Origin of the sequence: Paenibacillus violae (assembly GCF_032461945.1) — a bacterium.
Classification (GTDB): domain Bacteria; phylum Bacillota; class Bacilli; order Paenibacillales; family NBRC-103111; genus Paenibacillus_E; species Paenibacillus_E violae.
Genome location: NZ_JAWCUD010000016.1, coordinates 102,328 through 126,180 on the forward strand (window position 1 = coordinate 102,328; position 23,853 = coordinate 126,180).

Here is a 23,853-nt window from a genome sequence, read left to right on the forward strand (position 1 = left end):
GAGACTATACATAACTAGAAGGAGGCGCCAGAGCACCTCCTTCTTTAATTTGAGAGAATTTTATACGTGTTATTTTATGAAACATACATATTGCTTTTCGTAACGGCCGTGTCAGGCGTTCAGGGTTGCTCCTAAGCGTCTTTTAGTTGGGACAATGTAAGTGTGTCGTGTAACAATAATAGATACCACAATGAAAATATCATGGTATAATTTTACTATAAAGTTAGATGATAACTACTTTTAATCAAACTTAAACCACAATGCTAGGAGATAGGTTATGTCATTATTAAATAAACTATTTGGTCAAAAACGTGCAATTCAAAGCCCAATATTTGTAAAAGATTTCACTAAAGAGAATTATCAACTTATAGCCCTGAACGAACTTTTTAATAAAGTTGTCGAAGGAGAGCAAAAAGACAATATTGAAAGAGATATAAAGCTCCTTAAATACGGAATAGATGGTGAGAATAATGTCTTTTTTGAATTGAAGAATTCATTCTTACCCGTACTTTGTCTTCATGATGTTAGGTTAGAATATGAAGATTACGTTGCTCAGCTTGATTTTGTCGTGATTTCAAACAAATTCACATGCATTCTAGAGACCAAGAAGTTAAGTGGTAACATCTCGATTGACTCAGACGGTAACTTCGTAAGAACCTTGAAGAACAAATTTGGGAAAGATTACAAAGAGGGAATCTACAGTCCAGTCACTCAAAATAAGAGACATGTTGATATACTTAAACACGTCCTTTCAAAAGAGCTGAAGATCAACAATATGCCTATCTTGTCACTTGTGGTTATGGCTAATCCAAAAACGATCATTAAGAAGTATAAATGTCCTGCGGAGATCGAAAAGACGCTAATTAAGTATGATCAAATTAAAGTGACACTAGAAAAGCACCAAAATGATAAGGCGAATCAATATGATCTGGCAGAAAAAGATATGTATGAAATTGCTAGCTTGCTAATCAAGCTTAATACTCCAATAGACATGGATTTCGAAGCAAAATATCAACTCTCAAATGATAACCTACAAAGAAAAAATGAAGAAACGCTTCGTGAAGAACTGACGGCATACAGGTTGCAAACATCAAGAGAGGAGCAAAGCAAGGCGTATTATATTTTTAACAATGCTGAGATGGATGATATGATTACGAAATATCCAAGAACTGAAAATGAATTATTAGAGGTAAAGGGTTTTGGGAAGGTAAAGGTTGAGAAGTATGGTAGTGCAATTTTGAAAATTTTTAATGGATAAAAAACTTTGTTTGATTGCAAAAGATGGATTGGATGCTTTCTAATCCAGTGGGTGATGAAATGTATTCGTAAATCATAGACTATTATTGATTTGATAGAGGAGAAGAAGACTTATTTCGAGAGAGTTAGTCAACGCCTAATTAATTTATACTGTGATATAACGGTAATAAAGATAAGAAGGGAGGGGCAATATGAACTTTGGTAAAATAGATCTTTTTAAAAGCGAATTAGATAAATTACGTCCGTTGCCAGCGGCTGCTGTAAGGAATTTAGAGCAAGTTTATCGAGTTGAGTGGACGTACAACTCTAATGCGATTGAAGGTAATACATTAACACTTTTGGAAACTAAATTGGTTTTAGAAGAAGGTTTAACAATAGGCGGTAAAAAGCTGCGTGAGCATTTTGAAGTTGTTAACCATTCAGAAGCGATTTATTACGTACAAAATGTAGTAAATAGAAACATGGAATTGACTGAGCATGTTATAAAATCAATTCATCATCTAGTACTTAAAAACATTGACGATGGAAATGCAGGGCGATATCGGATGATTAATGTTATGACATCAGGCTCACAACATACCCCTCCAAACTTTTCAGTGCTCTCCGAAAAAATGGAACAGTTGATTCATTGGTATGATGAAAACAAAGATAAATTACATCCAGTTGAACTAGCCGCGGAATTTCATTTTCGATTTGTTTACATACATCCTTTTTCTGACGGTAATGGCCGTACAGCAAGACTTTTAATGAATCTAATATTAATGAAATACGGATTTCCGCCGGCTATTGTTAAAGCTGCAAATGAAGTTCGATTGAAATATTATGAATCTTTAAAGTTAGCAAGTAAGGAAAATGATCTAAAGCTTTTCGTGCAATTAATTACCGACTGTGTTGAAGAGAGTTTACAAAAGTACATAGGTTCAGTAAAGTGACTTATGTTATTGATTCAATATAAACAAGATGACAGCCAGAACAGGGATTTTAAGTTCCTCTACTGGTTATTTTTTTATTTCGTTTCATTCACATATCTCCGTTTTAAATAAATACTACAGAAAGCGAAAGTAATTCATTACTTACTAAATCAGTTTTCTTCCACTGCTTCAAAGCCCTTACATAATCCGACATTGATTATTAATAGTCTATGATATATTGATTTTGTATTGAATTCATTTGTTACCTTTCAGATGAGAAAGGAGAATATTATATGGTTTACAAAGAAGTAGCTCAAATCATCTCCCTCTCAAGCAAAATGGTTGTACTAACCGGAGCAGGGTGTTCGGTTGAATCGGGTGTGCCAGACTTTCGTTCTCAATCAGGTTGGTGGAAGCAAATAGATCCCAAAACTGTGGCGACAGTAAAAGCTTTGGAAAGCAATTATCCAATGTTTCATTCCTTTTACACAACACGTGTTAACCATTTAAGAAATATTCTACCTCATGCTGGACACGAATTTTTAGCACGCTGGGAGCAAGTTGGCCATATCAAATTAATTGCAACACAGAATGTAGATGGTCTTCATAAAGCTGCAGGAAGCAGTCATGTTCAGGAACTGCACGGATCTATTAAAGAGTTCCGTTGCCATTCATGTGGAAAAGCAACAGAAGAGGAAGCCTTTATAAACGAGCAGCCTTGTCAGCAGTGTGGAGGGAAGTTGAGACCTGCTGTTGTTTTATTTGGAGAAAATTTACCTGATGATGCATGGGAGCGATCCATGAAGGCGATTGAAAAAGCAGATGTTGTGATGGTAATTGGAACGAACGAGCTTGCAGGTTCATCCAGTCAATCAGCTCCCTTTTATAACAAAAGGAAAATTAATCTTAATCAATGCGGAAGAGACTGGCCAGGAGGATAGATTTGATTTCTTCCTTAGAGGTAAAGCTGTTGAAACATTGCTACTTATTCAACACTATATGGAGAAATGAGGAGTTTTAATGCCTTCGATTAATAGCCAGCTAAATAAACCTGATCCATTCATCATTAATAAGAATCAGTGCGAAGATATTATTTACTCCTATTTACAGGAACGAGGGTTTGATTTCAAAGTCGTTGATTCGAGGAACGATGCTGATTTACATGCAGTAAAGTTAGGAAGAAAGCTTCTTATCGAGGCGAGGGGAAATCAAGCCATGGGACACGATATAAATACGGTATTTGATTCCACTCAAATCGGTATTCATATAGCAGAACAAATTCAACTAATACTGAAGCTTTATGAAAGTGTAGATGAACACACAATTCTCGTAATTGCAAATCCAGACATTCCAAGAATTCGTCAGCAGGTTGAGCGAATATCTAAGGCTTTGTCAGATCTCAAGATCGCAAGCTTATGGGTCCAAAAGGATAAGAAAAATGTTATTGTAGAGTACCCGCATATTCTAACTGAACCTATGAAACAATTAGGATTTTAAGCTCAGGGGTGTTTGTTAATGCCAATAAGAATTTATTCGGAAAAAGTAACAGCAACGATACGACGAATTAAGCATTCATCCGGAGTGGAATTATTAAGAACAAATACAAAGATTCATTTTAATGATGAGGATGCGGTGCTTGGTACTGTGTTTATGACGAATCCAGGGTCTTACAAAATGAGTAAACATGCGGATTGGAACTCATTTATCAAAGGTGAAAAAGATATTGAATTCATAACCGGTGAGGATTCACCTGATGCTACGATGCGGAGTTTAATAGGAGTAGTCAGGACAGCATATGAGTTAGTGGGTATTTCTAAACCAAGAGGATATCTACCGATTTATAACATCTCTTCTCTAATAGAACCAGATGGGAGTCGGATAAAAAATTATCATAATGAGGTAGTTAATCTTCTGAATACAAATGATATAAATCCTTCTATATTGTGTGAACAAGAAGTAAGTGAGAAAGATCATTTTTATAATCAATGTAAGAACTCTTCCTTTATTATTATGGGATTTCTAAAGAATTCATTTAAGGAAGATGTTCAAAGATTGAAGGGATGGGGAGAGGAGCATAAGCAAAAATTAGTATTTGCGGCGGATAAAGAAGGCGATTATACGCATCCTTTTTGCTGGCTACCTAAACCTCCATTAAAGCTGCAAGCCATAAATAGGCTAGTAGATGTTTTAAGAATAGCAGATAGATAAATCAATAAAAATGAAAGGACCTGCAAATATAAATTGAAAGAAATATTATTCATTGTTCTGACTTCCGATATAAAGAATAGCGACAAGTGATGTCTCGATATCCTATTAATAAAAGAGTTAACTGATTAATGACGAAAATAAATTGATTAATACTATTGATAACACCTGATGCTGAAATCAGGTGTTTTTTGCATATCAACTAGTTGTCTGATAGACACATAAGGCTATCCAGCTCCTTTCCTTTGGAGGATTATGTAAAATTTTATAGAAATATTAGAGAGACATATACTCGCAATGTAATTCAAGCTAATTGCTTGATTAATAAGGAGGATTTTCACAGTGGGTAAGAGATGGAGAAATTTTTTTATAGTTATGATATGTATATATTCCGTTACTTTTGTTGGAAAAGCGAATTCGGCCAAAGCCGAAACAAATGAGGTGAAGATTGAAGATTCAGCGCTAGAAGCAGTCATCAGAAAACAGTTAAATAAACAGAATGGCGATATAACCAAAGAGGAAATGCAATCTCTAGTAACGATTAAAGGGGCTAGTTGGCTTGGAATTAAAAGCTTGAAAGGTTTAGAGAATGCTACAAATTTAACCACACTATACATTCAGGAAAATAAAGTTACTGATCTCACACCAATTGCAAATTTAAAACAACTCACATCTATTGACTTCAATCATAATGAGATTACAGATATTTCACCGCTTAGCAATTTGGCGAATTTAGTTTATGTAACTTTATACGGCAATAAAATTGCAAGTCTAGAACCTATCAAAAACTTAACAAAGTTAAAAAGTTTAACGGTATATGACAATGAAATTACTGATTTGACACCGTTACAAGGCTTAGTAAGTTTAGAATCTTTAGAAGCTTATGATAATCATATTAATAATATATCTCCGCTTGAGAAATTAATAAATTTGAGATCGGTATACTTAGGCAGGAATTTGATTGAAGATCTTACCCCATTAAGTCGATTATCGGGTATAACCTCTTTATCTATTGATAATAATCGCATCCATGATATTTCCGTTATTAAAAATATGCCTGATCTTAGGATTCTTAGCTTTGATAGAAATCCAGTGAAGGATTTTTCTGCTCTTCAATATTTGAGTAAAGTCGAATGGTTAGATCTTAGTGAATTCGGGATTAGTGACATATCTTTTTTACAAAATATGAAGAGTTTAACGAATTTAAATTTATCTCAAAATCAAATTGTTGACATACAGCCACTGATGAAGTTGCCATTTTTAAATAGGTTAGACGTTAGCTTCAATAACCTCACAGACCTAAAACCAATTTCTTCAATGGCAAGCCTAACCGATTTAATGATTAGTAATAATTCGATCAGTGATATCTCACCCTTATTAAACTTAAAAGGTCTTGATACTCTATTTCTGGACAGGAATCCTGTTAAAGATTTCTCACTTTTAAGCAAGATTCCTTCATTATCATTTTTAACATTAGGGAATAACAACATTACAGACATTCATTTTTTAGAGAGCCTTAAGCGATTGAATGTTTTATATTTAGACCATAATCGTATTCAAGATATAAGTCCTATTAGTAATCTTGATAGACTTGTTAGTTTAAGTTTGCAAGGGAATCAAATTGAGAATCTCAATCCTTTAAGAGACCTTAAATCACTGCATGATCTAGACATGGGTTTCAATAAAATAAAAGATACTTCCGCTATATATAACCTAGATAAATTGGATAAATTGTCATTAACAAATAACATGATCACCAGTATTGAATCTTTACGAGATCATCCTGGACTATGGGAAATTGATTTAGTTAATAATCCACTTGATGAAACCTCGTTAAATATCATTCAGACTAAGAAATCACAAGGAGTGATTATTAAATACGGCGATCAAATATTTGTTAATTTACATGGCTATTTGCAAAATTACACCGATGATGAAAAGCCTCAGTTGGAGAACGGAAATGTTCTTGTACCTATGCGTCGTATTTTTATTGCTTTGGGAGCGAACGTTTCTTGGGACGGAGATACCCAAACAATTACTGCAATCAAGGGAGACAATACGATAAAGCTAACTATTGGAAGTACTGATGCATACGTAAATGGTAAATATGTAAAATTAGAGTCGGTCCCGAGACTTCAAAATGGAACAACGTTAGTTCCAGTCCGTTTCGTTAGTGAAGCTTTGGGAGCTAAAGTTGCATGGGACGAAGTTGGGAGAACTGTTATTATTACAGATAATTAAAAAGGAGCGAGATAAAGTGAAGTTTGGGACTAAGTTGCTGAGTTTGTTTTTTTAGGCGTAACATTTATGTATATTTCAAAATGGATCGAAAAACGTATAAGCCGATTGAACTCAGTAACATTCTCAGCATCGCGGCAAGTCTTCCGTTTATGGATGAAGACCCAAAAACTCTGAGATACTGTCCAAAATAATGATGCTCGCACAAGATACGAGAATCAAGGATTCGCATATTTTGGAACAGCTTATTGGGGTGCAACACGTTTTAAAAATTTCGGAGCGGGTTGCACTTGTACTCGCTCTTTAATTATATGGTAGTAATTATGAGACTTAGCTATATGTTCCGCACCTACTGGTGTATTTCAAGAAATCACTATGAATAGCGGGTGGGGACAACACGTTCTTGATATAGCTAATAGGTTTGAGAACGCATCTGGGTTTATTAACAGATGTGAGTAGAACAAGTGTAGGTAGCAGAAAATCGGGAGGTCATTATTTGAAGATAAGATTAATGAAATACTGAAAAACCTTGAAGCCTCAGACGAGTAATGCTGATATATTTGTTAATGAGGTTAATTTAACATGAGATTTATCTAATGGGGGATTACATATGAAGGCTCGAAAAGTTTTACTGTGCATGTTTTCAACTATACTCAGTATTTGCTTTTGTATGAATAGTGGGATAGCAATGGCCGACAACGATCTCAAGGCAAGTATTGTCGTTGATAATCAGCCGCTCAGCTTTGAAGTTCCACCCGTAAATCATAAAGGGACTGTTATGGTTCCAATGCGACCTGTTTTCGAAGCACTGCATGCAACAGTAACCTGGAATGAGGAAGATCAAAGTATAATTGCTGAGAAAGGAGGTACAACTGTTCAACTTTCTCTTGGTTCATCGTTTGCGTATATCGATAAAGGAGCCGTTGTCTTGAACAGCATTCCATATGTATCTAATGGGAGCACTATGGTTCCAGTTCGATTCATTGCCGAAGTTTTCGGGGCGAAGGTATCTTGGAACACTGTTGATCAAAGAGTCACAATTATTACGGCATCTTCAGATATAGGTGGAAGAGGGCGAGATAGTTTGAATCCATTACCGCAGAACAATGCCACATCTAATGCTACTTTTGTGCCAAGCGAACTACGGGTGCAATTCGTCCCCTCCCAAAATGCAGAACTTTTGGAAGCTAAGGCAAAGCCGCTGGAGAAAATGCTTGAAGAACAGCTAGGGGTTCCCGTCAAGCTTTCTGTCTCTACGGACTATGACAATGTAATAAGTTCAATGAAAGCAAAGACTATCGATCTCAGTTTTTTGCCACCTTATCAATATGTAACTGCCCACGATAATTTTAAGACAGCAGATGTACTTCTGCAGGCTTTACGGTACAGTGTGGATGCTCCAACTGGAAAGGCCACTCAACAACTTGTTGACTTTTACCAAGGAATGCTTCTCGTTAGAGTAGATTCGCCTATCCAAAGCATAGAGGATCTAAAAGGCAAGACTATCGGATGGCAGGGCATGACCTCAGCTGCAGGCTATGTTTATCCTGGATTAGCGCTAAGAATGAATGGAATTGACCCTGTACGTGATGTAAAAGGGCAGTTTTTCCAAGGTCATGATAGAGCCGTTCAAGGATTACTTAATAATCGAGTGGATGCTGCCGCCGTTTTTCAGGATATTCGTTCCCTGATGCAAAAGGATTATCCTAATGTTATTAGTGATACCCGTATCCTAGCATTTACTAATAAAATTCCAAACGACACCATTTCAGTACGTTCAGATATGGATCCGGAATGGCGTAAAAAGATCCAGGATGCATTTATTTCTATTGGCAGAAATCCGGAAGGGAAAAAAATAATTCATGAAGTGTTTGGACACGAGGGTTATACCTTTTCCGAAGATAAAAAATTCGAAATCGTTCGGGAGGCTATTAAGTATCTGAATGCAGATTAGAAAAGCTAGGTGAGCAAAGACCCTTGGGTTACACATTCTGATTCCGTCAACTGATTTTTAAGGAGAGCTGTAATGCTAAACCTTGAGGCAAGAAAAAGGTCAATTTGGTTAATTATTGTACTATGTTTTGCGTTGGTATGGCCGATTACAAAATCAACATACCTCCTATTTCACCCATCCCATGGAGTAGAAGTTAGTAATTTAAGATTTGGTTTGAATGTGATCTTTGAGGTGCTTGGATTAATCTTACTGGGAGTGTCACTCAAAATTCAGAAAAGAAGTTTTAAGGAATTTGGTCTTACCTTCAAATTTTCTGATCTTGGTCACGCGTTATTACTATATTTCTCCTTCTATATACTCGAAATTATACTGTTTCTATTTGTTCCAGACTTGAAGTCTGAGCCCCATAACGTTGAATTTTATAAAAGCAACATCACTCTATTTTATTTCATATTTATAATTGTGAATCCTTTTTTTGAAGAGTTGATCGTTAGGGCGTATGGAATAACCGAGTTTCTTCACTTTTTTAAAAAAGAAGAGATCGCTGTGCTTGTAAGTACACTGATCCAGACGTCGTATCATTTATATCAAGGTGCAATACCCGCGATATTAAATGGATTATTGTTTTTTATTTTTTCCATTTATTTTGCCAAAAAGAGGCGTATTATTCCCATTATTCTGGTTCATGGATTTTTTGATATTTATGCGATGATTCAATTACATGGGACATGAAATAGTGCTAAGCAGCGGTCTTAATTAAAAAGTTAAATAAAGAAATGTGCTGAGCAACCTAAAAGTTATTAATTATTTCAGCAAGGAAGTGTGACTATGTCGAAAATATATTATTATTTTGCAGGACTGTTTTTTGTAATATCTCTCTTCATTATTAGTCCTGGGAATACCAGAGCAGAAGATAATCCTATTCGAGTAACGCTTGATGCGAATCCTGTAGAGTTTAGTGCTCCTCCTTTTATTGAAAACCCATCTACGCTTGTTCAATTTAGGCCTGTTTTTGAAAGATTGGGTCTAGATATAACTTGGGATGCAAATACTCGCACAATAACAGGTCACAAACAAGATATTGAAATTGAATTACAAATTGACAACCCTATCGCAAAAGTGAATGGTAAATTGACCACGTTATCCGTAGCACCGAAACTAAGAGAAGGTAATACCTTTGTTCCTTTACGATTTATCTCAGAGTCTGTTGGAGCAAAGGTGGAATGGAATGAGGCTTTACGAAATGTAGTGATCTATAGCAAGAAAGAGTATGCCAGTATTGATGCTAAGTTTCGTTTTACTGCTTATGGCCTATGGAGAAATATGACCGGAGTTGATCAAATGCAACCTGAAGTGAAAGAGAAGGTTCAGGATTTCGTTACAGTTGAGGATATTGAGAATATCCAGTTAGCTATACGATATTTCAACTTCACCATGCTATTTATCTCTACTGAGCAAAAGGTGAACGATACGAAAGACATGACTTTGATTCAATACCTGGACCGTGCTAAGGAGAAGGGAGCTATCTTAAAAGATGATATTATTGATGAAAAGCAAGTGAAATTGTTTGGATTCGATGCTGTTCAATTAACTTATGTAAATAGACATGATTGGGATAAAAGAATTGATACGTTAATTATATTCAAGTCGGGGGTGCAATTTTATAGCGTTCGAAATTCTTCCTATGAGGTTACATATAAAAGCTCGATTCAGGATTTTCAAAGTCTACTAGAAAGCATGAAGTTTAACGATAAGAAATAATATTTCATCGGTATCAAATATAAGGGGATTGCATGGATACAGCTAACCTTGTAAAGCAAATGACTTTAAACGATCAGGTATTTTTGATGAAAATGTTTGATTGAGTGGAAGTTGTACCTCAATAAGTTTTCAATGATAACCTTAATATCATGGTTTTTCAAGATGAATTTAAGCAGACGAGCCTCTTGTTCGAGCAGGATCAGGAGCGTACCGGGCAACTAAAGGACCAGTTGGAGACAACGATTAACATGAGAGTTCTCGAAATACAGTAGCGCTTTAAATTCTATATGAGCTTGTTTCAATTTGAGGGAGAAATGGAGTGGGAACAACATGAGGACCGTCGGGGGCAAAACATGTCAATCTGTTTATTAAAGCGCGAAAGGAGGGACACCGGGGAACCTTGGAAGATGTCAGTATTAGGGCCCGGGGTGGCAAAGTCGGCAAGGGCGTATCAGCCGGTGAGGAATCCTTGAGTTCCCTGCTGTTCGCGCTCGCATTGCTATAAAATCTGCAGACCACTCCAGGATTTATTGTAATGGACGAATTCGAAAGCGCCCTGGACGGGCAGCGCAAGTTAAATGTTTTTGATCTGTGCGGGAGGGAGTTTGAACGCAAGCTTATCATCCTCACACCTTTAATACATGCACCCAATTATCCCCATTTAAATTGGTGTGGAAGTTGGTGACGAACAGCGATCAAACCCTTGCTATATGTAGATTCGTCAGCTCTGGGCAACATGAAATAAATTGGGGATATAAGTGTGGAAATTGGAGCTAATTTTCCATCAAAAAGTTATCATGCATCCCTCTGGGGGCATGAATTCCATTAATGTTTTGATTTATTGGTTTTAAATTAAATGTATCTTGTTGGGTACATGTGGGTACATGTCTTTCCAAAGCGTAATCCTACATGCACCCATAAGAAGATACATAAATTTCTTAAACATGCACCCATTTAAATCCTTAATGGGTGCATGTATAAATTACAAGTCTATTACGTTCTACCATTTGAAAAGTTGGTGTAAAATTGGTGTAAAAACATCTCCTAAACTAACCAAAACCAGCCAAAGCGAACATAATGCGAACATCGAAAACCCAGTAAAATCAAGGCTTCAGCCGACTATAACAGTCTCTACAAAACTCGCATTTTGACTCGCATACAGTGCATGTAAATTTAATTCCACTGTTAATTTTGAAATGATCTATCCGCGAGAATAAGCAATAAAACCCACCTTTGTAAGGTGGGTTTTATTGCTTATTCTTTTTTGCTAACTGCGATCCATACTTACGAATCAAATTAAGACTTTCTTTTAAATAGTCAGCTTCTTCTGGTGTTAAGTTTTCTTTGCTCCCAGTCAGAAACGCAATATTGTCTAGCTCTACGTTGATTTTCAATTCTCTACTGAGAAGTAAATCCAGACTTACCTGAAAAAAGTCAGCCAATGCAATAAGCGTTGCAAAATCAGGTTCACGAGTGCCTTGTTCATAATTAGCGATTTGTCCGCGTGATAGGTTCATCTGTGTTGCAAGCTCATATTGACTAATGCCTTTATTGTTTCTAAGTTCTGCTAGACGTTTACCAAACACGTATCATCACCTCAAAACCATTATAAGTAACTGGATTCTCTTGCTACTATAATGGACACGATAAGTTTCATTTATGCTTGAGGATTCAAGAGAAATACGATATATTAAGTGTATTAGACACGAATTGTGTCTTAATACTCGTAGGGATACCATTGAATTGGCCTGAAGGATCTTTTCCAGTTAGGAGAACTAGTTTTTAACTCAGACACAAAAGGTGTCCTCGAAGCAACCCTAAGTTTATCGGAGGTGGCAGCCATGCAAGAAATCCAAATCAAATACGAAGAAACTCTGCAAGAAGAATCCATCCTAACTCAAAGAATAAGCCTCTGCCATGAATTCATCGACATCATTCTAAAGTATATCTCCCAAAACGCAGATTCTATTCACATCCTCACAGCAGAGGATATCGTCACCGCGGTGCATACCATCGGGCAGGACTTGGATACAGAGCTGCTTCATTTAAGGCTGGAGAAGGGAATTCTTGAAAATAAGTTAAAAAGTTTAAATGCACTAAGCGAGTTGAATAAAAGTTAAATATAGTAATAATTGTATGATTTTTAAAAGTATAATAAGATTAAATAGACCATTAATTGCTACATTTAAGGCTGAAGAAGGGGATCCTTGGACAATGACAAATTGATTTTATGGTGGAGGTATCACTTACATGAAAGTTACAGGCAGAGGTGAATTTATACTTGGAGTCAACTTTGATAAGTGTCTGGAAACCTACTTTCTTGAAGAAAAGTCTATCCCCGAGAGTTTAGGTGCATATGGTTGTAAATCATTTATCGCATTTTCCTTATATTGTGAGGAGGATGATATTTATGACAGTTAATGTAGAGGTTCGTGTTACCGCATCATTTATTCCTGATAAATGGATAACAGGGTCCAGTTAATGACTTTGCCGGTAACTCCAGGTCCCGCTTGTAATTTTGTTTTTATCTTCAATTGTTACTTGAGCTCAATGTCTCAACTAGCCTCAAGAACGCAAGTATATCTAGATTCTGCAAAGGAATGGTGAAAAAAATGATAAGCTTGTTAGGAGTAAAAAGGAAAATAGTTACTACTTCTCTTGTTCTAGCCTCGATAGCCTCAGGTGCTACAACAGCCCTTGCTGGTATTACAACTCCAACATCGACTTTGAATTCGATTGTAATAACTTCAGGGAACTATGCATGGTTAGGTGATGCTACAAGTCAATATAATTGCCTAGCTTATGCACTTGGAAACTATAGTTCTTGGGTATGGCCATGGGGTTCAAACAATCCTACTAGTACACAAGTAGATACATATTTATATGGTAAAGGTTTCATAACAAGCAAACCGATTGACAGTTATGACGTTGCAGCATATGAAATTATTTCTTATGGTTCATCTTCGTCTATTACTCACTTTAGTAGAATTGCAGCTGGTGGTTATTCAAATGCGAAATGGGGGCAATTAGAACGCCTACAAAGTTATGGCTGGCAACCATACAAACCAACTCCCTACGGTCCAGGAGTTAGAAAATATGCTCACTAAGGAGATGTGAAAATCAATGAAAAAGACTCTGATTGTTATATCATTATTTGCTTGTAGCTTCTTGCTAGTACTCTATTTTAACAACAATGGAAGTGCCTCTGCTGCTACGGAGAAGCAAATAAATGATAGCTTCGCTGCAATTGAAGAAAAAATTAATAAAGAGGTTTCTTTGAGATCTGAGATCTCTTACAGTTCTAACCCTTATGACTATATTAAAAATAATGATGACTTTGAAAATATTATTAAACTAGGTAATGATGCCATTCCCATTCTAGACCAAAAGTTATCTACAAGTGAAAAAAACGGTTTGCAGGAATATATCACTGCAATAGCAATTGAACGTATAGCAAAAGTGGATTTAAAGGGAACTTCAACCTTCTGGGAATCCGGAAAAGATTTTTCTACAAAATGGAAGGCCCATATCAAGTCCATACCTTTGTCCATTGATACCATATTATTAAATACTCAAACAAGTTCAGGAGAAAAAGTAAAGAAAATCATCGAACTTGGAACGCCTGCTATTCCTTTTATCGCAGACAAAATTGAGAGTGGGGATGAGTCTATCTTTCCAGCACTTCTTGAATTGACAAAAGGAACGGAAAATATAATCGTAGATGGAGATAAAAAGGAATGGGTAGTTAGTCATAAGTCCGAATTTAAAAGCCTTAAAGATTACGTACTTCAAAAATAAGTCTTATTAGATTCTAAAGATTAATAATTCATAAAAATCATAAAGCACTTATGCTGTTTCACAGCATTTAGGGCTTTATTTTTCTACAGGTGTAAAGAATATTAGAAGGAATCTAGAACTTTGTAGTTGTTTTAATTCTTTGGAAAATTATTATTGGAGGTTGTTGCTAGTGAGAAAAATACTTATTACTATTTATTGCTTGTTTGTTCTAAGCGCTTGTTCAAATGAAAACAAAGTGCATCCATTAATTGATGCACTAAACTCAGAAGGAATCCATGTCACTGAAATTAATACATCTGAGGATGCAATACTTGGTGTGAAGGGTATAGTCTTTAAACTAGACAATGATGAAATCATAAGAGTTTATGACTTTGGTTCAAAGGAAAATCGAGTTAAAGGAGAAAAAAATTTAAAGATAATCAGAAACTCCTAAGTTCTCACGCACCAATAGTTTATCCTGCAAACCAATATTTAATGCTCTACTACTACACAGTTAGTACAAATGCTCAAGAGCTTGAGCTAACTGAAACGAAGTTTGGAGAGAAATTACAAAATGCAATTGATCGTATTAAATAAGAGTATTTAGTTTCTAGCGATCTACAAGTGGTCTGGTGAAGTATTAATGTCAATCAGATAGTGTAATTTTAGGTTGATTTAAACTAAAATCAAATAATAATTTAATCAACATTTCTCAAGAAATTTTGTTCGAAGAGCTGTATTCTTAAAAATAAATTTCAATAAATAACGAACCTTTTCTGCGCATGCGGAAGGTTTTTTTATTAGGTGGCAGATACTAAGGAGAGGAATCATTTACGGTTATAATCTATTAACTGTCACTGGATAATTAGTCTTTTTAGTTATCTTCTTCTTTAACTTTCTAGGTAAAAGCCTATTAAATAAAGCTAGCATAAAGAATTCATTAAAAATCCCTTAAATTATAATGAAATAACATTTTTTGGTGTATATATGTAGTAAAAGATATATTTAATTTACTAGTTTAATAAGGGGAGAAGTAGAGGGGGACGGTGAGTGGCAAATGAGTTTCCATTAATAGAACAATGCCGGCAAGTGTTAAGAAGATTTGCTTGGCGAATGCAGTATAGGGCTTGTAAACAGAAGAATCATGAAATTCTATCGATTGACATTAATTATGTGGGGAAAACGGAGGGGAGCCTGAATATTTACGTTGTTGAGTTAATAGAAAGCATCCAATCCAAGAAGGGGCGCTACATTATTAAAAGGATTTACATAGATGGTTTGAATGAACGAGAGGTAGCTAACGAGCTTCAAATATCTCAACAGGCGGTGAGTAAATGGAAAAAGAAAGGATTGGAGACCATGAGAAGGCAAGGGTTTTAGAAGATTTGTTACAGAAGGCTCAGGGGGGTGATAAAGGAAGTATCGAGATCATCTTGCAATATTTTGAGGAGGAAATTATATACCTTGCTAAATTTATTAAGATGCCAAAAGAGGATGCAATACAGACCTTGAAGTTGGAGTTGATTGAATATATCTTTCAAAAAGGCAAACAGAAAATGGGTAAAACTCAGGAGAAGGAAGATGAGTAATGCTATAACGGAGAATGATAGGAGCAACCATCTAAGGTCTGCTTCTTTCTTTTTTAGTTTTTTCATTTATTAAATTTCAACAAAGTCAGAGGGGAATTCTACATGCTGACGAAGTCATTAGAGTTGGTGATAAATTAAATAGTTAAGAAGGGGCGAAACATATTGAAATTTAAAATAAAGTTACTCAGTCTTGCATTTCTAGGTATTACAGCTATATCTATTTCAACAGCTCATGCTGAAACAACTAAGCTCGTCGAGGATCCAAATCTCGAGGTGGCTATCCGTGACGTTCTTCAAAAATATAGTGGCGATATAACAGTAGAAGACCTTGAGAAGCTCGATACTCTTTATCAGACTAGAAAGGATATCAAGGTGTCGAGTTTAAAAGGGCTTGAGTACGCAACGAATCTCTATAGCCTATACTTTGCAAATAACAATATTAGTGATGTATCTCCAATTGCAAATTTGCCCAAGTTAACGAAACTAGCTCTTGGAAGCAATAAAATAAAAGATATCAGTTCCTTGGGCGCGCTGCCGAGTTTAACTGATCTTTCCGTAAATCACAACGACATTGAAGACGTTAGCGTACTTTCAAGGTCACCCAAGCTTCAATTATTGAGCATTAATCATAATAAAATAAAAGACATAAGCAAACTAGGTAATTTGAAGGATATTACCTTTTTAAATATTGAAGAAAACCAGATATCGGATATTTCATCTATTAGTTCGTATAAATCTTTAGATCGCCTTATGGCTAATGACAATTAATCCCGCTTGCAGGCCTTCCAATAGCTTCAAACCAACTTAACAACAATAAATTAACGAATTTAAACCCATTATCTTCAATAAGAGGGCTTGTTAACTTAAGGATAGCCGGAAACGGAATCAAAGATATTGCTGCACTTTCAACTTTATCAAATCTCACCCTACTCGAAATTGCGAATAATCAAATTGAAGACATCTCACCACTTAAGGGTTTAACGAAAATTGGTTGCTTGTATTTATCCAAAAATAAGATTCATGACTTAACACCTTTTACAGGAAGTTTCTTCAGAGTTTTAGATTTAAGAGATAATCAAATTAATGATGTTTCTCCTCTGGCAACGATGCCTAAACTTCAAAGTCTTCTGTTATCCAAGAACCAAATTACAGATATAGAGCCAGTTGCCCAAATCCGTACATTAGAAATGGCAGATGTGTCCGCAAATCCTCTAAATGAAAAGTCTAAGCCAGTCATTAACAGTATGCAAAAAGGCGGGACTATTGTAAAAAGTGGTGATGTTTTTTACCAAAACTGTTCTTTCGATTGTATTCCCTTATGGATAAATGGAACAGAACAAGTTGTTAAAAATAAGTTTTATACCCAGGATGGGCGTGTCATGATTGCATTAAGGGAGATTTTCGAGTTATTAGGAGCTTCTGTTTCTTGGAATGAAAATACATATAAAATTACAGCAAGTAAAGGAGAGAAGAGGGTCTCCATTCAAATTGGCTCTAAAGATGCAGAAGTAAATGGCTCAAAAGCAATTTTGGATGTAGCCCCGTATTTAATCGGTGAGGTCACTTATGTGCCTGTCCGTTTTGTTAGTGAGGCACTTGGCGCACAAGTTATTTGGGATGAAATGAGCCAAAGTGTTTCAATTACAACAAACTGAGTAAGTACCAAGTTAGAACAACTTCTTGTTATATTCCGTTAATGAAGCTCGAGGAGAACTGAGATGCTAGACTTTGAAGCAAGAAAAAGATTAATGTGCTTAATTATTGTATTGCTTTTTGCAGTAGGATGGCCGATTATGAGTTCAACATATCTTCTATTTCACCCTTCCAACGGAACAGGGGATAATAATTTAAGTTTTGGCTTTAACTTGATCACGGAACTTCTCGGATTAATCTTATTGAGAGTGGCACTTAAAAGCCAGGGGAGAAGTTTTAAAGAACTTGGCTGGGCCTTCAAATTTACCGATATTGGTCACGCGTTATTACTATATCTCTGCTTTTATGTGCTCGAAATTGTATTGGTTCTATTCGTTCCACACTTAAGGTCTGAGCCCGAGAACATTGGATTCTTAAAAAGCAACATCACGCTGTTTTATTTTCTTTTTATTATTGTGAATCCTTTCTTTGAAGAGTTAATCGTTAGAGCATATGGAATAACTGAGTTTCTTCACTTTTTTAAAAAGGAAGAGATCGCTGTGCTTGCAAGTACGCTGATCCAGACGTCCTATCATTTATATCAAGGTGCAGTACCCGCGATATTAAACGGATTACTATTTTTTATTTTCTCCATATATTTTGCTAAAAAAGAGGCGCATTATTCCTATTATTCTGGTTCATGGATTTTTTGATATTTATGCGATGTTTCAGTTGCATGGAACGTGATGGAAGTGTACTTTGAGGGTCAGTTTGGCAAATTGAAGGAGGGTCAAATGGAATTAATTAATGTATGGTTCCCTCTAATCCTTATTATGATCGTATTCAACTTTATTATTAGGCTATTGATCCGCTATAAATTCAAGAGCATGACTGGTCGTTTTGAAAATACTTTAGTATGCGTTGGGTTGCTCCTTATCCTTTATTTCTACGCATGTTACGTATGCTACACATGATTCACATAACCCGGAATCTCCACATATAAAAATAGGTGAATCACACTTACTTCATTTATGAGGAGAAGTCCATGATCGTAATCGAAGGTATCAACTATATCTCCTTTGGAGAAGGTACGCTGTCTGAGCTGGAGCTAGCCATTTTCCAAAAGAAGCAGGCCAGTCCTTATGAGTATCGGTATGACTCTATTCATGATTTGCTTTTTGAGCTGCACATGCGAACGCAAATTATGGAGTCGGCGAAGGAGCTGAGTAGAGCCGGTGTCTATTTTGCAGGGTTCCAAAAAACGCTGTGCAACCCGACCTATTGGCACTTAACGAGTGAAGGCAGGTTCCAGTTGAATCGTGGAGTTGCGCCGCGAGACGCGATAAGGGATATATTTGAAAATGGCGGTTCCTACGGGTTCGAGTGTTCAATGGCTGTCATCGTTGTTATGTATAATGCCCTGTTAAACTCCATAGACCCTGGTCAATTCGACCGTTTATTTGCGGGTCTTTTATTATTTGATTGGCATTCCAATGGCAAATTGAACCTCATCGACCGATTCAATAACGAGGAGGCTGTGATGGGGGATGTACTTTATTTTGAAAATCCCGAAGTTGAAGAGCTGCTTCCCTGGTGGAAGGGGGAGAACGTCGTGTTGCTGGAAAACGATCTTTATTATGGACATGGTCATGGCCTCGGAATTGCATCTGGGGAAGAAGTCATTAATGTCCTAAATAAATACAGGATGCCTGGCAGTACAAAATCAGCATTTCTGACGGATCGTTATGTTCATCCTGATTTCTCCTACTTCGCAGAATTTCAGCATCCATTATCGGAGAAGCCCATTATTACGAAAATAGGAGACTGGATTTATGTCCGTAAGGCTGTACTTTTCACGACGCTGGGTAAATGAGCCCATTTTCTATAGACATATATCCTAATAACGAAACGATGCATAGGATGACGTATGCCTACTTCAGGAAGGGGAAAGAAAATGCCAAAAGACAGTCTGCGTGCGGAAGATAGCCTCCCTATTTATCAAGCTGGAACAAGAAACGAGAAACTCCAAAAAGCTCAACCTGTGCAACCAACCCAACCCGTTACACCAGCTCAACCGATTCAACCCATTCAACAAGCTCAGCCAGTTCTGCCGATTCCACAAGTTCAACCTGTACAACAAGTTCCACAATGGTCCGGAGATAACCTCCCGATTTATCAACAACCTATCGTAGCGCCAGTAGGTCATGTTCCAACGCAAGCCCATCACTCACAAGCTCAAGCTCACCATGTCCAGCCTCATCACGTCTACCATCCACAGCATCATTATGCTTATCACCCACACCATGTTTATCATCCCATGCATCATGCGGCTTACCATCCGCAACATCATTACGTTGCCTATGTTGCACATCCTTACCATGCTTATATGCATCATCATCCCATGCATCACCTTCAACACCATGTTCAGCACCATCAACATACCGGACAGCAAGGCCAGCAACATCACACGGGCCAGCATCACAACACTTGGCAACATCACCACACTGGGCAAAATCAACAACATTATCCGCCTACACAAAACCAGTAATACGGTCGCCGAATTTAAAATGGACCCTAGAGGCTTAGGCATCTGGGGTTTTTCCTATTCGCAAATCACTTGTTCCGACACGATTCGAGAAAAATGATAGAAATATAGAGATTTTCACTTTCTTCCACTTTGCATAAAAGCTAGGATCTGATAGTATATAAGAAATACCGATGGATTTAGTAAGAATTAAAAGGAGGCACCTTTCCATGCAAAAACTGATGCTTGATTCCATACAAGAAATGACGCATCTGGATCAACTCGAAGCTGAAGCGATTTATATTATCCGAGAAGTAGCCGCGGAATGTGAAAATCCCGTGATGCTGTATTCGATCGGGAAGGATAGTTCCGTGATGCTGCATTTGGCGCTCAAAGCTTTTTATCCTGAAAAGCCGCCGTTTCCTTTCATGCACATTGATACAACGTGGAAGTTCAAAGAGATGATCGAGTTCCGCGACCGCAAGGCGAAAGAGTTCGGAATCAAGATGATCGTTCACTCCAATCAAGAGGGGATTGAACAAGGGATTAACCCTTTTGATCACGGTTCCGCCTATACGGATATTATGAAGACCCAAGCCCTGAAGCAGGGATTGGACAAGTACGGATTTACGGCTGCGTTCGGCGGCGGCAGACGTGACGAGGAGAAGTCGCGTGCGAAAGAGCGAATTTTCTCCTTCCGCAATAAGAACCATGCCTGGGATCCGAAGAACCAACGCCCAGAAATGTGGAAACTTTTTAACACGAGAATTAATAAAGGTGAAAGCATTCGCGTATTCCCAATATCCAACTGGACGGAAAAAGATATCTGGCAGTACATTCGCAGAGAGAATATTGATATTGTGCCGCTCTATTTTGCCCAAGAAAGACCTGTTATCGAACGCGACGGACATCTCATTATGGTGGATGATGATCGCATGAAGTTGGAGCCGCACGAGAAAATTGAAATGAAGAAGATGCGATTCCGCACATTAGGCTGCTATCCTCTTACTGGTGGGGCTGAGTCGGAAGCGGATTCGCTGGATGCCATTATTGAAGAAACGCTTGGTGCGGTTTCATCCGAACGGACAACCCGGGTTATTGACCAAGAAGCGGCGGGAAGTATGGAAAGACGCAAACGGGAGGGTTATTTCTAATATGAAAAGTCTGCTTAAATTTATTACATGCGGAAGTGTGGACGACGGGAAATCCACTCTAATTGGGCATATGCTATATGAGGCAAAGCTTTTGTTCGCCGATCAGGAAAAAGCGCTAGAACTCGACAGCAGACTTGGCAGCCGCGGCGGCAAAATTGACTATTCCTTGCTTCTTGATGGATTATTGGCTGAGCGTGAACAAGGGATTACGATTGATGTCGCTTATCGATATTTTACGACGGATCACCGTTCCTTCATTGTAGCGGACACACCGGGGCACGAAGAGTATACACGTAACATGGCAGTAGGGGCTTCCTTTGCGGATCTTGCCGTCATTCTTGTGGATGCAACCAAAGGGATCATTACTCAAACCAAACGCCATACTCGCATTTGCGCACTTATGGGTATTAAACATCTTGTTTTAGCTGTGAATAAAATGGATTTAGTTCATTTTGAACAAAAGATATTTGAACAGATCAAAGACGAGTTCTTCCAAACAGCTGGTGAGTTTCATTTCCAAAGCATAGAAGTGATCCCTGTTTCGGCAACAGAAGGGGATAACATTACGAAGAAATCACAACATACTCCTTGGTATGAGGGCCTTCCTTTATTATCTTACTTAGAAAATGTGGATGTTCTTGAAACGAATGACACGAAACAATTCATGATGCCGATCCAGCGTGTATGCCGACCGGACCATACGTTCCGCGGTTTCCAAGGCCAGATTGAGGCTGGCAGTATCGCGGTCGATGATGAGTTGACGATTCTGCCGAGTCGTGAGAAAGCGAAAGTCAAACGCATCTTAGTGACAGACAAAGATAGGGAATCCGCTTATGTTGGACAACCCGTAACGATCCAGTTGGATCGTGAAGTCGACGTTTCTCGGGGTTGCGTATTCACGAAAGACAGTGAAATCAAAGAGGCTGATCGTTTTACCGCGACGATTCTGTGGATGGATGACTCCGTACTGACTCCGGGTAAAAATTATTTGGTCAAAGTAGGAACGAAAATCCTGCCAGGTACCGTGACAGCCATTACGCATAAAATCGATATCAACACAGGAAATACGGTTCCAGCCGATCAAATTGTCAAAAACGAAGTGGCAAAATGTGAATTTTCCTTATCGGATGACATTGTTTTTGATTCTTTTGAACAATATAAAAGCATCGGCGGATTTATCCTGATCGATCGTGTTACCAACATGACATCCGCTTGCGGAGTAATTGAACAAGCCTTGCAAAGTTCCGACAGCGTTGTACGTTTAGATGCGGAAGTTACCAGAAATGTTCGTGCTGAGCAAAAAGGACAGAAGCCTTTAACCCTCTGGTTCAGCGGTTCAGTTTCAGATAACCTAGCTCTGGCTAAGGAAGTCGAGAAACGTTTGGTATCGACAGGCTACCATACGATGTTACTTGAGAATAGCCGTGGAGAATCGCCCCTACGAATCGCGGAAGTTGCCAAATTGATGAACGATGCGGGACTTATCGCCTTGGTCGTGAATCAGACTGACAATGACCAAGCAACCGTGAGAGACATCATTGGCGAAGAGCTGATGGAAGTTGATTCAAGCAATTCGATTGAAGAGGCTTCGAGTGTTGTGAAGCGGGTTGTTCGGTTTTTGATTAATTCGTAGCTAATCGTGGAATAAAAAAGTTAATGACAAATAGGATCCCTATATCATTGTGCAATGTGATGATATAGGGATATTTTATTTTTTCACATGCCTACTTTTTTCGCGTTTATCTGATAAGGATTTATTTCTCTGTAAAGATATGGTAGTATAAACAGTACATGTCGTTCTTTATTAAGAACAATTAGTAACAAAACTGATTTAACGGAGAGAATGCTATGCAACTAATCATCTTCTTTCTAGCAGCCCTAATATGCGTGATATTGACGCCAATTGCGAGAGTCATTGCAAAGAAACTAAATATTGTTGATTCCCCTAATACCGATTTGAAAAAGCACAGAGAACCCGTTCCCTATTTAGGTGGAGTAGCAATTTTCGCTGCAATAGTCATTTCTATGGCTATCTTCAAAGGAGATTTAATCCTAATGGTAAACGCTCAGCAGCGTGGTTTATTGTTAGGCACATTTATCATTTTATTAATCGGGTTAATTGACGATATGAAGGGAATGACACCTAAGATAAAGCTAGGCTTACAATTGTTAGCGGCTTACATCGTTTGGTTTCATGGAATTAGCTTTTCGCTGTTTGATCATTGGTATTTAAATATGGCACTTACATTGATTTGGGTTGCAGGCCTATCAAATGCTTTCAATTTAATCGATATCATGGACGGTCTCGCCGCGGGAATTGCTGCTATATGCTCCTTGTTTCTTGCGCTGTTACTTCTACTAGCGGGAGATCCATTCCACAGTACCTTAATGATAGTTGTATCTGGATCTTGTCTGGGATTTCTAATTTTCAATTTTAAACCCGCCAAGATCTACATGGGTGATACCGGAAGTTTACTGCTGGGCTTCTTGCTTGCCTGTACGGTAGCTCATTGGGCCAAAGGTCAACAGCTTAATCATCATTTCATCGTACCGATGTTGATTTTGGGAATACCGCTTTTTGAATTGTTCTTTGTATCGATACTTCGAATAAAAGCAGGGAAGTCTCCGCTGTTAGGAAGTCAGGATCATTTTGCCTTAAGGCTTATTAGGATGGGATTTTCGGTCAAAAGTACGGTGATTCTGACTTACGTCTGCTCTGTCGCCTTTGGCGCTATAGGTTTTTTGATTTTATTTTTTCACTATTTTACATACGGTTTTGTGGCGCTCACTCTTGCGTTTGTATTTTTTGCTGCACATAGATTAAGCCAGGTTAAAATAAACAAAGCTTAAC

Annotated in this window: 24 protein-coding genes and 1 pseudogene; 24 read left to right on the top strand and 1 reads right to left on the bottom strand. The window is 37.6% G+C overall.

Features of this window, described 5'->3' with window-relative positions; all coding sequences use genetic code 11:
- Positions 1-277: 277 nt before the first annotated feature.
- The 10 genes and pseudogenes from RQP52_RS32645 to RQP52_RS32685 all read left to right on the top strand — a co-directional run bounded on the left by RQP52_RS32645 (position 278) and on the right by RQP52_RS32685 (position 10,326).
- Positions 278-1,258, top strand: coding sequence for an NERD domain-containing protein (locus RQP52_RS32645; RefSeq protein ID WP_315955704.1), 981 nt, complete (start codon positions 278-280; stop codon positions 1,256-1,258).
- A gap of 190 nt (positions 1,259-1,448) precedes the next feature.
- A complete protein-coding gene (locus RQP52_RS32650) occupies positions 1,449-2,189 on the top strand; it encodes a Fic family protein (protein ID WP_315955705.1) in 741 nt (246 codons plus the stop codon).
- A gap of 272 nt (positions 2,190-2,461) precedes the next feature.
- Entirely contained in the window at positions 2,462-3,109 is a 648-nt protein-coding gene (locus tag RQP52_RS32655; protein WP_315955706.1) for an SIR2 family NAD-dependent protein deacylase, read from the top strand.
- A 79-nt stretch (positions 3,110-3,188) separates the two neighbouring features.
- Complete coding sequence (locus RQP52_RS32660) at positions 3,189-3,665, top strand: hypothetical protein (RefSeq protein WP_315955707.1); 477 nt, start codon at positions 3,189-3,191, stop codon at positions 3,663-3,665.
- 18 nt (positions 3,666-3,683) lie between these two features.
- Complete coding sequence (locus RQP52_RS32665) at positions 3,684-4,376, top strand: hypothetical protein (RefSeq protein ID WP_315955708.1); 693 nt, start codon at positions 3,684-3,686, stop codon at positions 4,374-4,376.
- Positions 4,377-4,715: 339 nt separating this feature from the next.
- Positions 4,716-6,614 carry a leucine-rich repeat domain-containing protein gene (locus RQP52_RS32670; RefSeq protein WP_315955709.1) on the top strand — a complete coding sequence of 633 codons (1,899 nt, stop codon included), beginning with the start codon at positions 4,716-4,718 and terminating at the stop codon, positions 6,612-6,614.
- 118 nt (positions 6,615-6,732) lie between these two features.
- Positions 6,733-6,918 (top strand): annotated as a pseudogene (locus RQP52_RS36565) (DUF7737 domain-containing protein); the annotation flags it as partial.
- A 381-nt stretch (positions 6,919-7,299) separates the two neighbouring features.
- Positions 7,300-8,565: a phosphate/phosphite/phosphonate ABC transporter substrate-binding protein gene (gene phnD / locus RQP52_RS32675; protein WP_379175131.1), complete on the top strand. Its 1,266-nt coding sequence runs from the start codon at positions 7,300-7,302 to the stop codon at positions 8,563-8,565.
- Between the two features lie 72 nt (positions 8,566-8,637).
- Complete coding sequence (locus RQP52_RS32680) at positions 8,638-9,297, top strand: CPBP family intramembrane glutamic endopeptidase (RefSeq protein ID WP_315955711.1); 660 nt, start codon at positions 8,638-8,640, stop codon at positions 9,295-9,297.
- Positions 9,298-9,393: 96 nt separating this feature from the next.
- Positions 9,394-10,326, top strand: coding sequence for a copper amine oxidase N-terminal domain-containing protein (locus tag RQP52_RS32685; protein ID WP_315955712.1), 933 nt, complete (start codon positions 9,394-9,396; stop codon positions 10,324-10,326).
- Between the two features lie 1,247 nt (positions 10,327-11,573).
- On the opposite strand, the gene RQP52_RS32690 is transcribed toward RQP52_RS32685, so the two are convergent.
- Positions 11,574-11,912 carry a helix-turn-helix domain-containing protein gene (locus RQP52_RS32690; RefSeq protein WP_315955713.1) on the bottom strand — a complete coding sequence of 113 codons (339 nt, stop codon included), beginning with the start codon at positions 11,910-11,912 and terminating at the stop codon, positions 11,574-11,576.
- Positions 11,913-12,167: 255 nt separating this feature from the next.
- On the opposite strand from RQP52_RS32690, the gene RQP52_RS32695 reads away from it, so the two are divergent.
- The 14 genes from RQP52_RS32695 to RQP52_RS32760 all read left to right on the top strand — a co-directional run bounded on the left by RQP52_RS32695 (position 12,168) and on the right by RQP52_RS32760 (position 23,852).
- Positions 12,168-12,446 carry a hypothetical protein gene (locus RQP52_RS32695; protein ID WP_315955714.1) on the top strand — a complete coding sequence of 93 codons (279 nt, stop codon included), beginning with the start codon at positions 12,168-12,170 and terminating at the stop codon, positions 12,444-12,446.
- A gap of 130 nt (positions 12,447-12,576) precedes the next feature.
- Positions 12,577-12,747, top strand: coding sequence for a hypothetical protein (locus RQP52_RS32700; protein WP_315955715.1), 171 nt, complete (start codon positions 12,577-12,579; stop codon positions 12,745-12,747).
- Between the two features lie 179 nt (positions 12,748-12,926).
- Positions 12,927-13,433 (top strand): DUF7689 domain-containing protein, encoded by a 507-nt coding sequence (locus RQP52_RS32705; protein ID WP_315955716.1) that lies wholly within the window; start codon positions 12,927-12,929, stop codon positions 13,431-13,433.
- A 16-nt stretch (positions 13,434-13,449) separates the two neighbouring features.
- On the top strand, positions 13,450-14,124 hold the full coding sequence (locus tag RQP52_RS32710; RefSeq protein ID WP_315955717.1) for a hypothetical protein: 675 nt from the start codon (positions 13,450-13,452) through the stop codon (positions 14,122-14,124).
- A 169-nt stretch (positions 14,125-14,293) separates the two neighbouring features.
- Positions 14,294-14,557: a putative periplasmic lipoprotein gene (locus RQP52_RS32715; RefSeq protein ID WP_315955718.1), complete on the top strand. Its 264-nt coding sequence runs from the start codon at positions 14,294-14,296 to the stop codon at positions 14,555-14,557.
- 880 nt (positions 14,558-15,437) lie between these two features.
- Positions 15,438-15,692: a helix-turn-helix domain-containing protein gene (locus RQP52_RS32720; protein WP_315955719.1), complete on the top strand. Its 255-nt coding sequence runs from the start codon at positions 15,438-15,440 to the stop codon at positions 15,690-15,692.
- 162 nt (positions 15,693-15,854) lie between these two features.
- Complete coding sequence (locus tag RQP52_RS32725; protein WP_315955720.1) at positions 15,855-16,460, top strand: leucine-rich repeat domain-containing protein; 606 nt, start codon at positions 15,855-15,857, stop codon at positions 16,458-16,460.
- Between the two features lie 125 nt (positions 16,461-16,585).
- Positions 16,586-17,347, top strand: a complete 762-nt coding sequence (locus tag RQP52_RS32730) for a stalk domain-containing protein (protein WP_394358184.1) — start codon at positions 16,586-16,588, stop codon at positions 17,345-17,347.
- A gap of 63 nt (positions 17,348-17,410) precedes the next feature.
- Positions 17,411-18,037 (top strand): CPBP family intramembrane glutamic endopeptidase, encoded by a 627-nt coding sequence (locus RQP52_RS32735; RefSeq protein WP_315955722.1) that lies wholly within the window; start codon positions 17,411-17,413, stop codon positions 18,035-18,037.
- A 332-nt stretch (positions 18,038-18,369) separates the two neighbouring features.
- Positions 18,370-19,197 carry a protein-glutamine gamma-glutamyltransferase gene (locus RQP52_RS32740; RefSeq protein WP_315955723.1) on the top strand — a complete coding sequence of 276 codons (828 nt, stop codon included), beginning with the start codon at positions 18,370-18,372 and terminating at the stop codon, positions 19,195-19,197.
- Between the two features lie 81 nt (positions 19,198-19,278).
- Complete coding sequence (locus tag RQP52_RS32745) at positions 19,279-19,872, top strand: hypothetical protein (protein WP_315955724.1); 594 nt, start codon at positions 19,279-19,281, stop codon at positions 19,870-19,872.
- 206 nt (positions 19,873-20,078) lie between these two features.
- Complete coding sequence (gene cysD, locus RQP52_RS32750; protein WP_315955725.1) at positions 20,079-21,002, top strand: sulfate adenylyltransferase subunit CysD; 924 nt, start codon at positions 20,079-20,081, stop codon at positions 21,000-21,002.
- 1 nt (position 21,003) lies between these two features.
- Entirely contained in the window at positions 21,004-22,635 is a 1,632-nt protein-coding gene (locus RQP52_RS32755; protein ID WP_315955726.1) for a GTP-binding protein, read from the top strand.
- A 215-nt stretch (positions 22,636-22,850) separates the two neighbouring features.
- On the top strand, positions 22,851-23,852 hold the full coding sequence (locus RQP52_RS32760) for a glycosyltransferase family 4 protein (protein WP_315955727.1): 1,002 nt from the start codon (positions 22,851-22,853) through the stop codon (positions 23,850-23,852).
- Position 23,853: the final 1 nt, after the last annotated feature.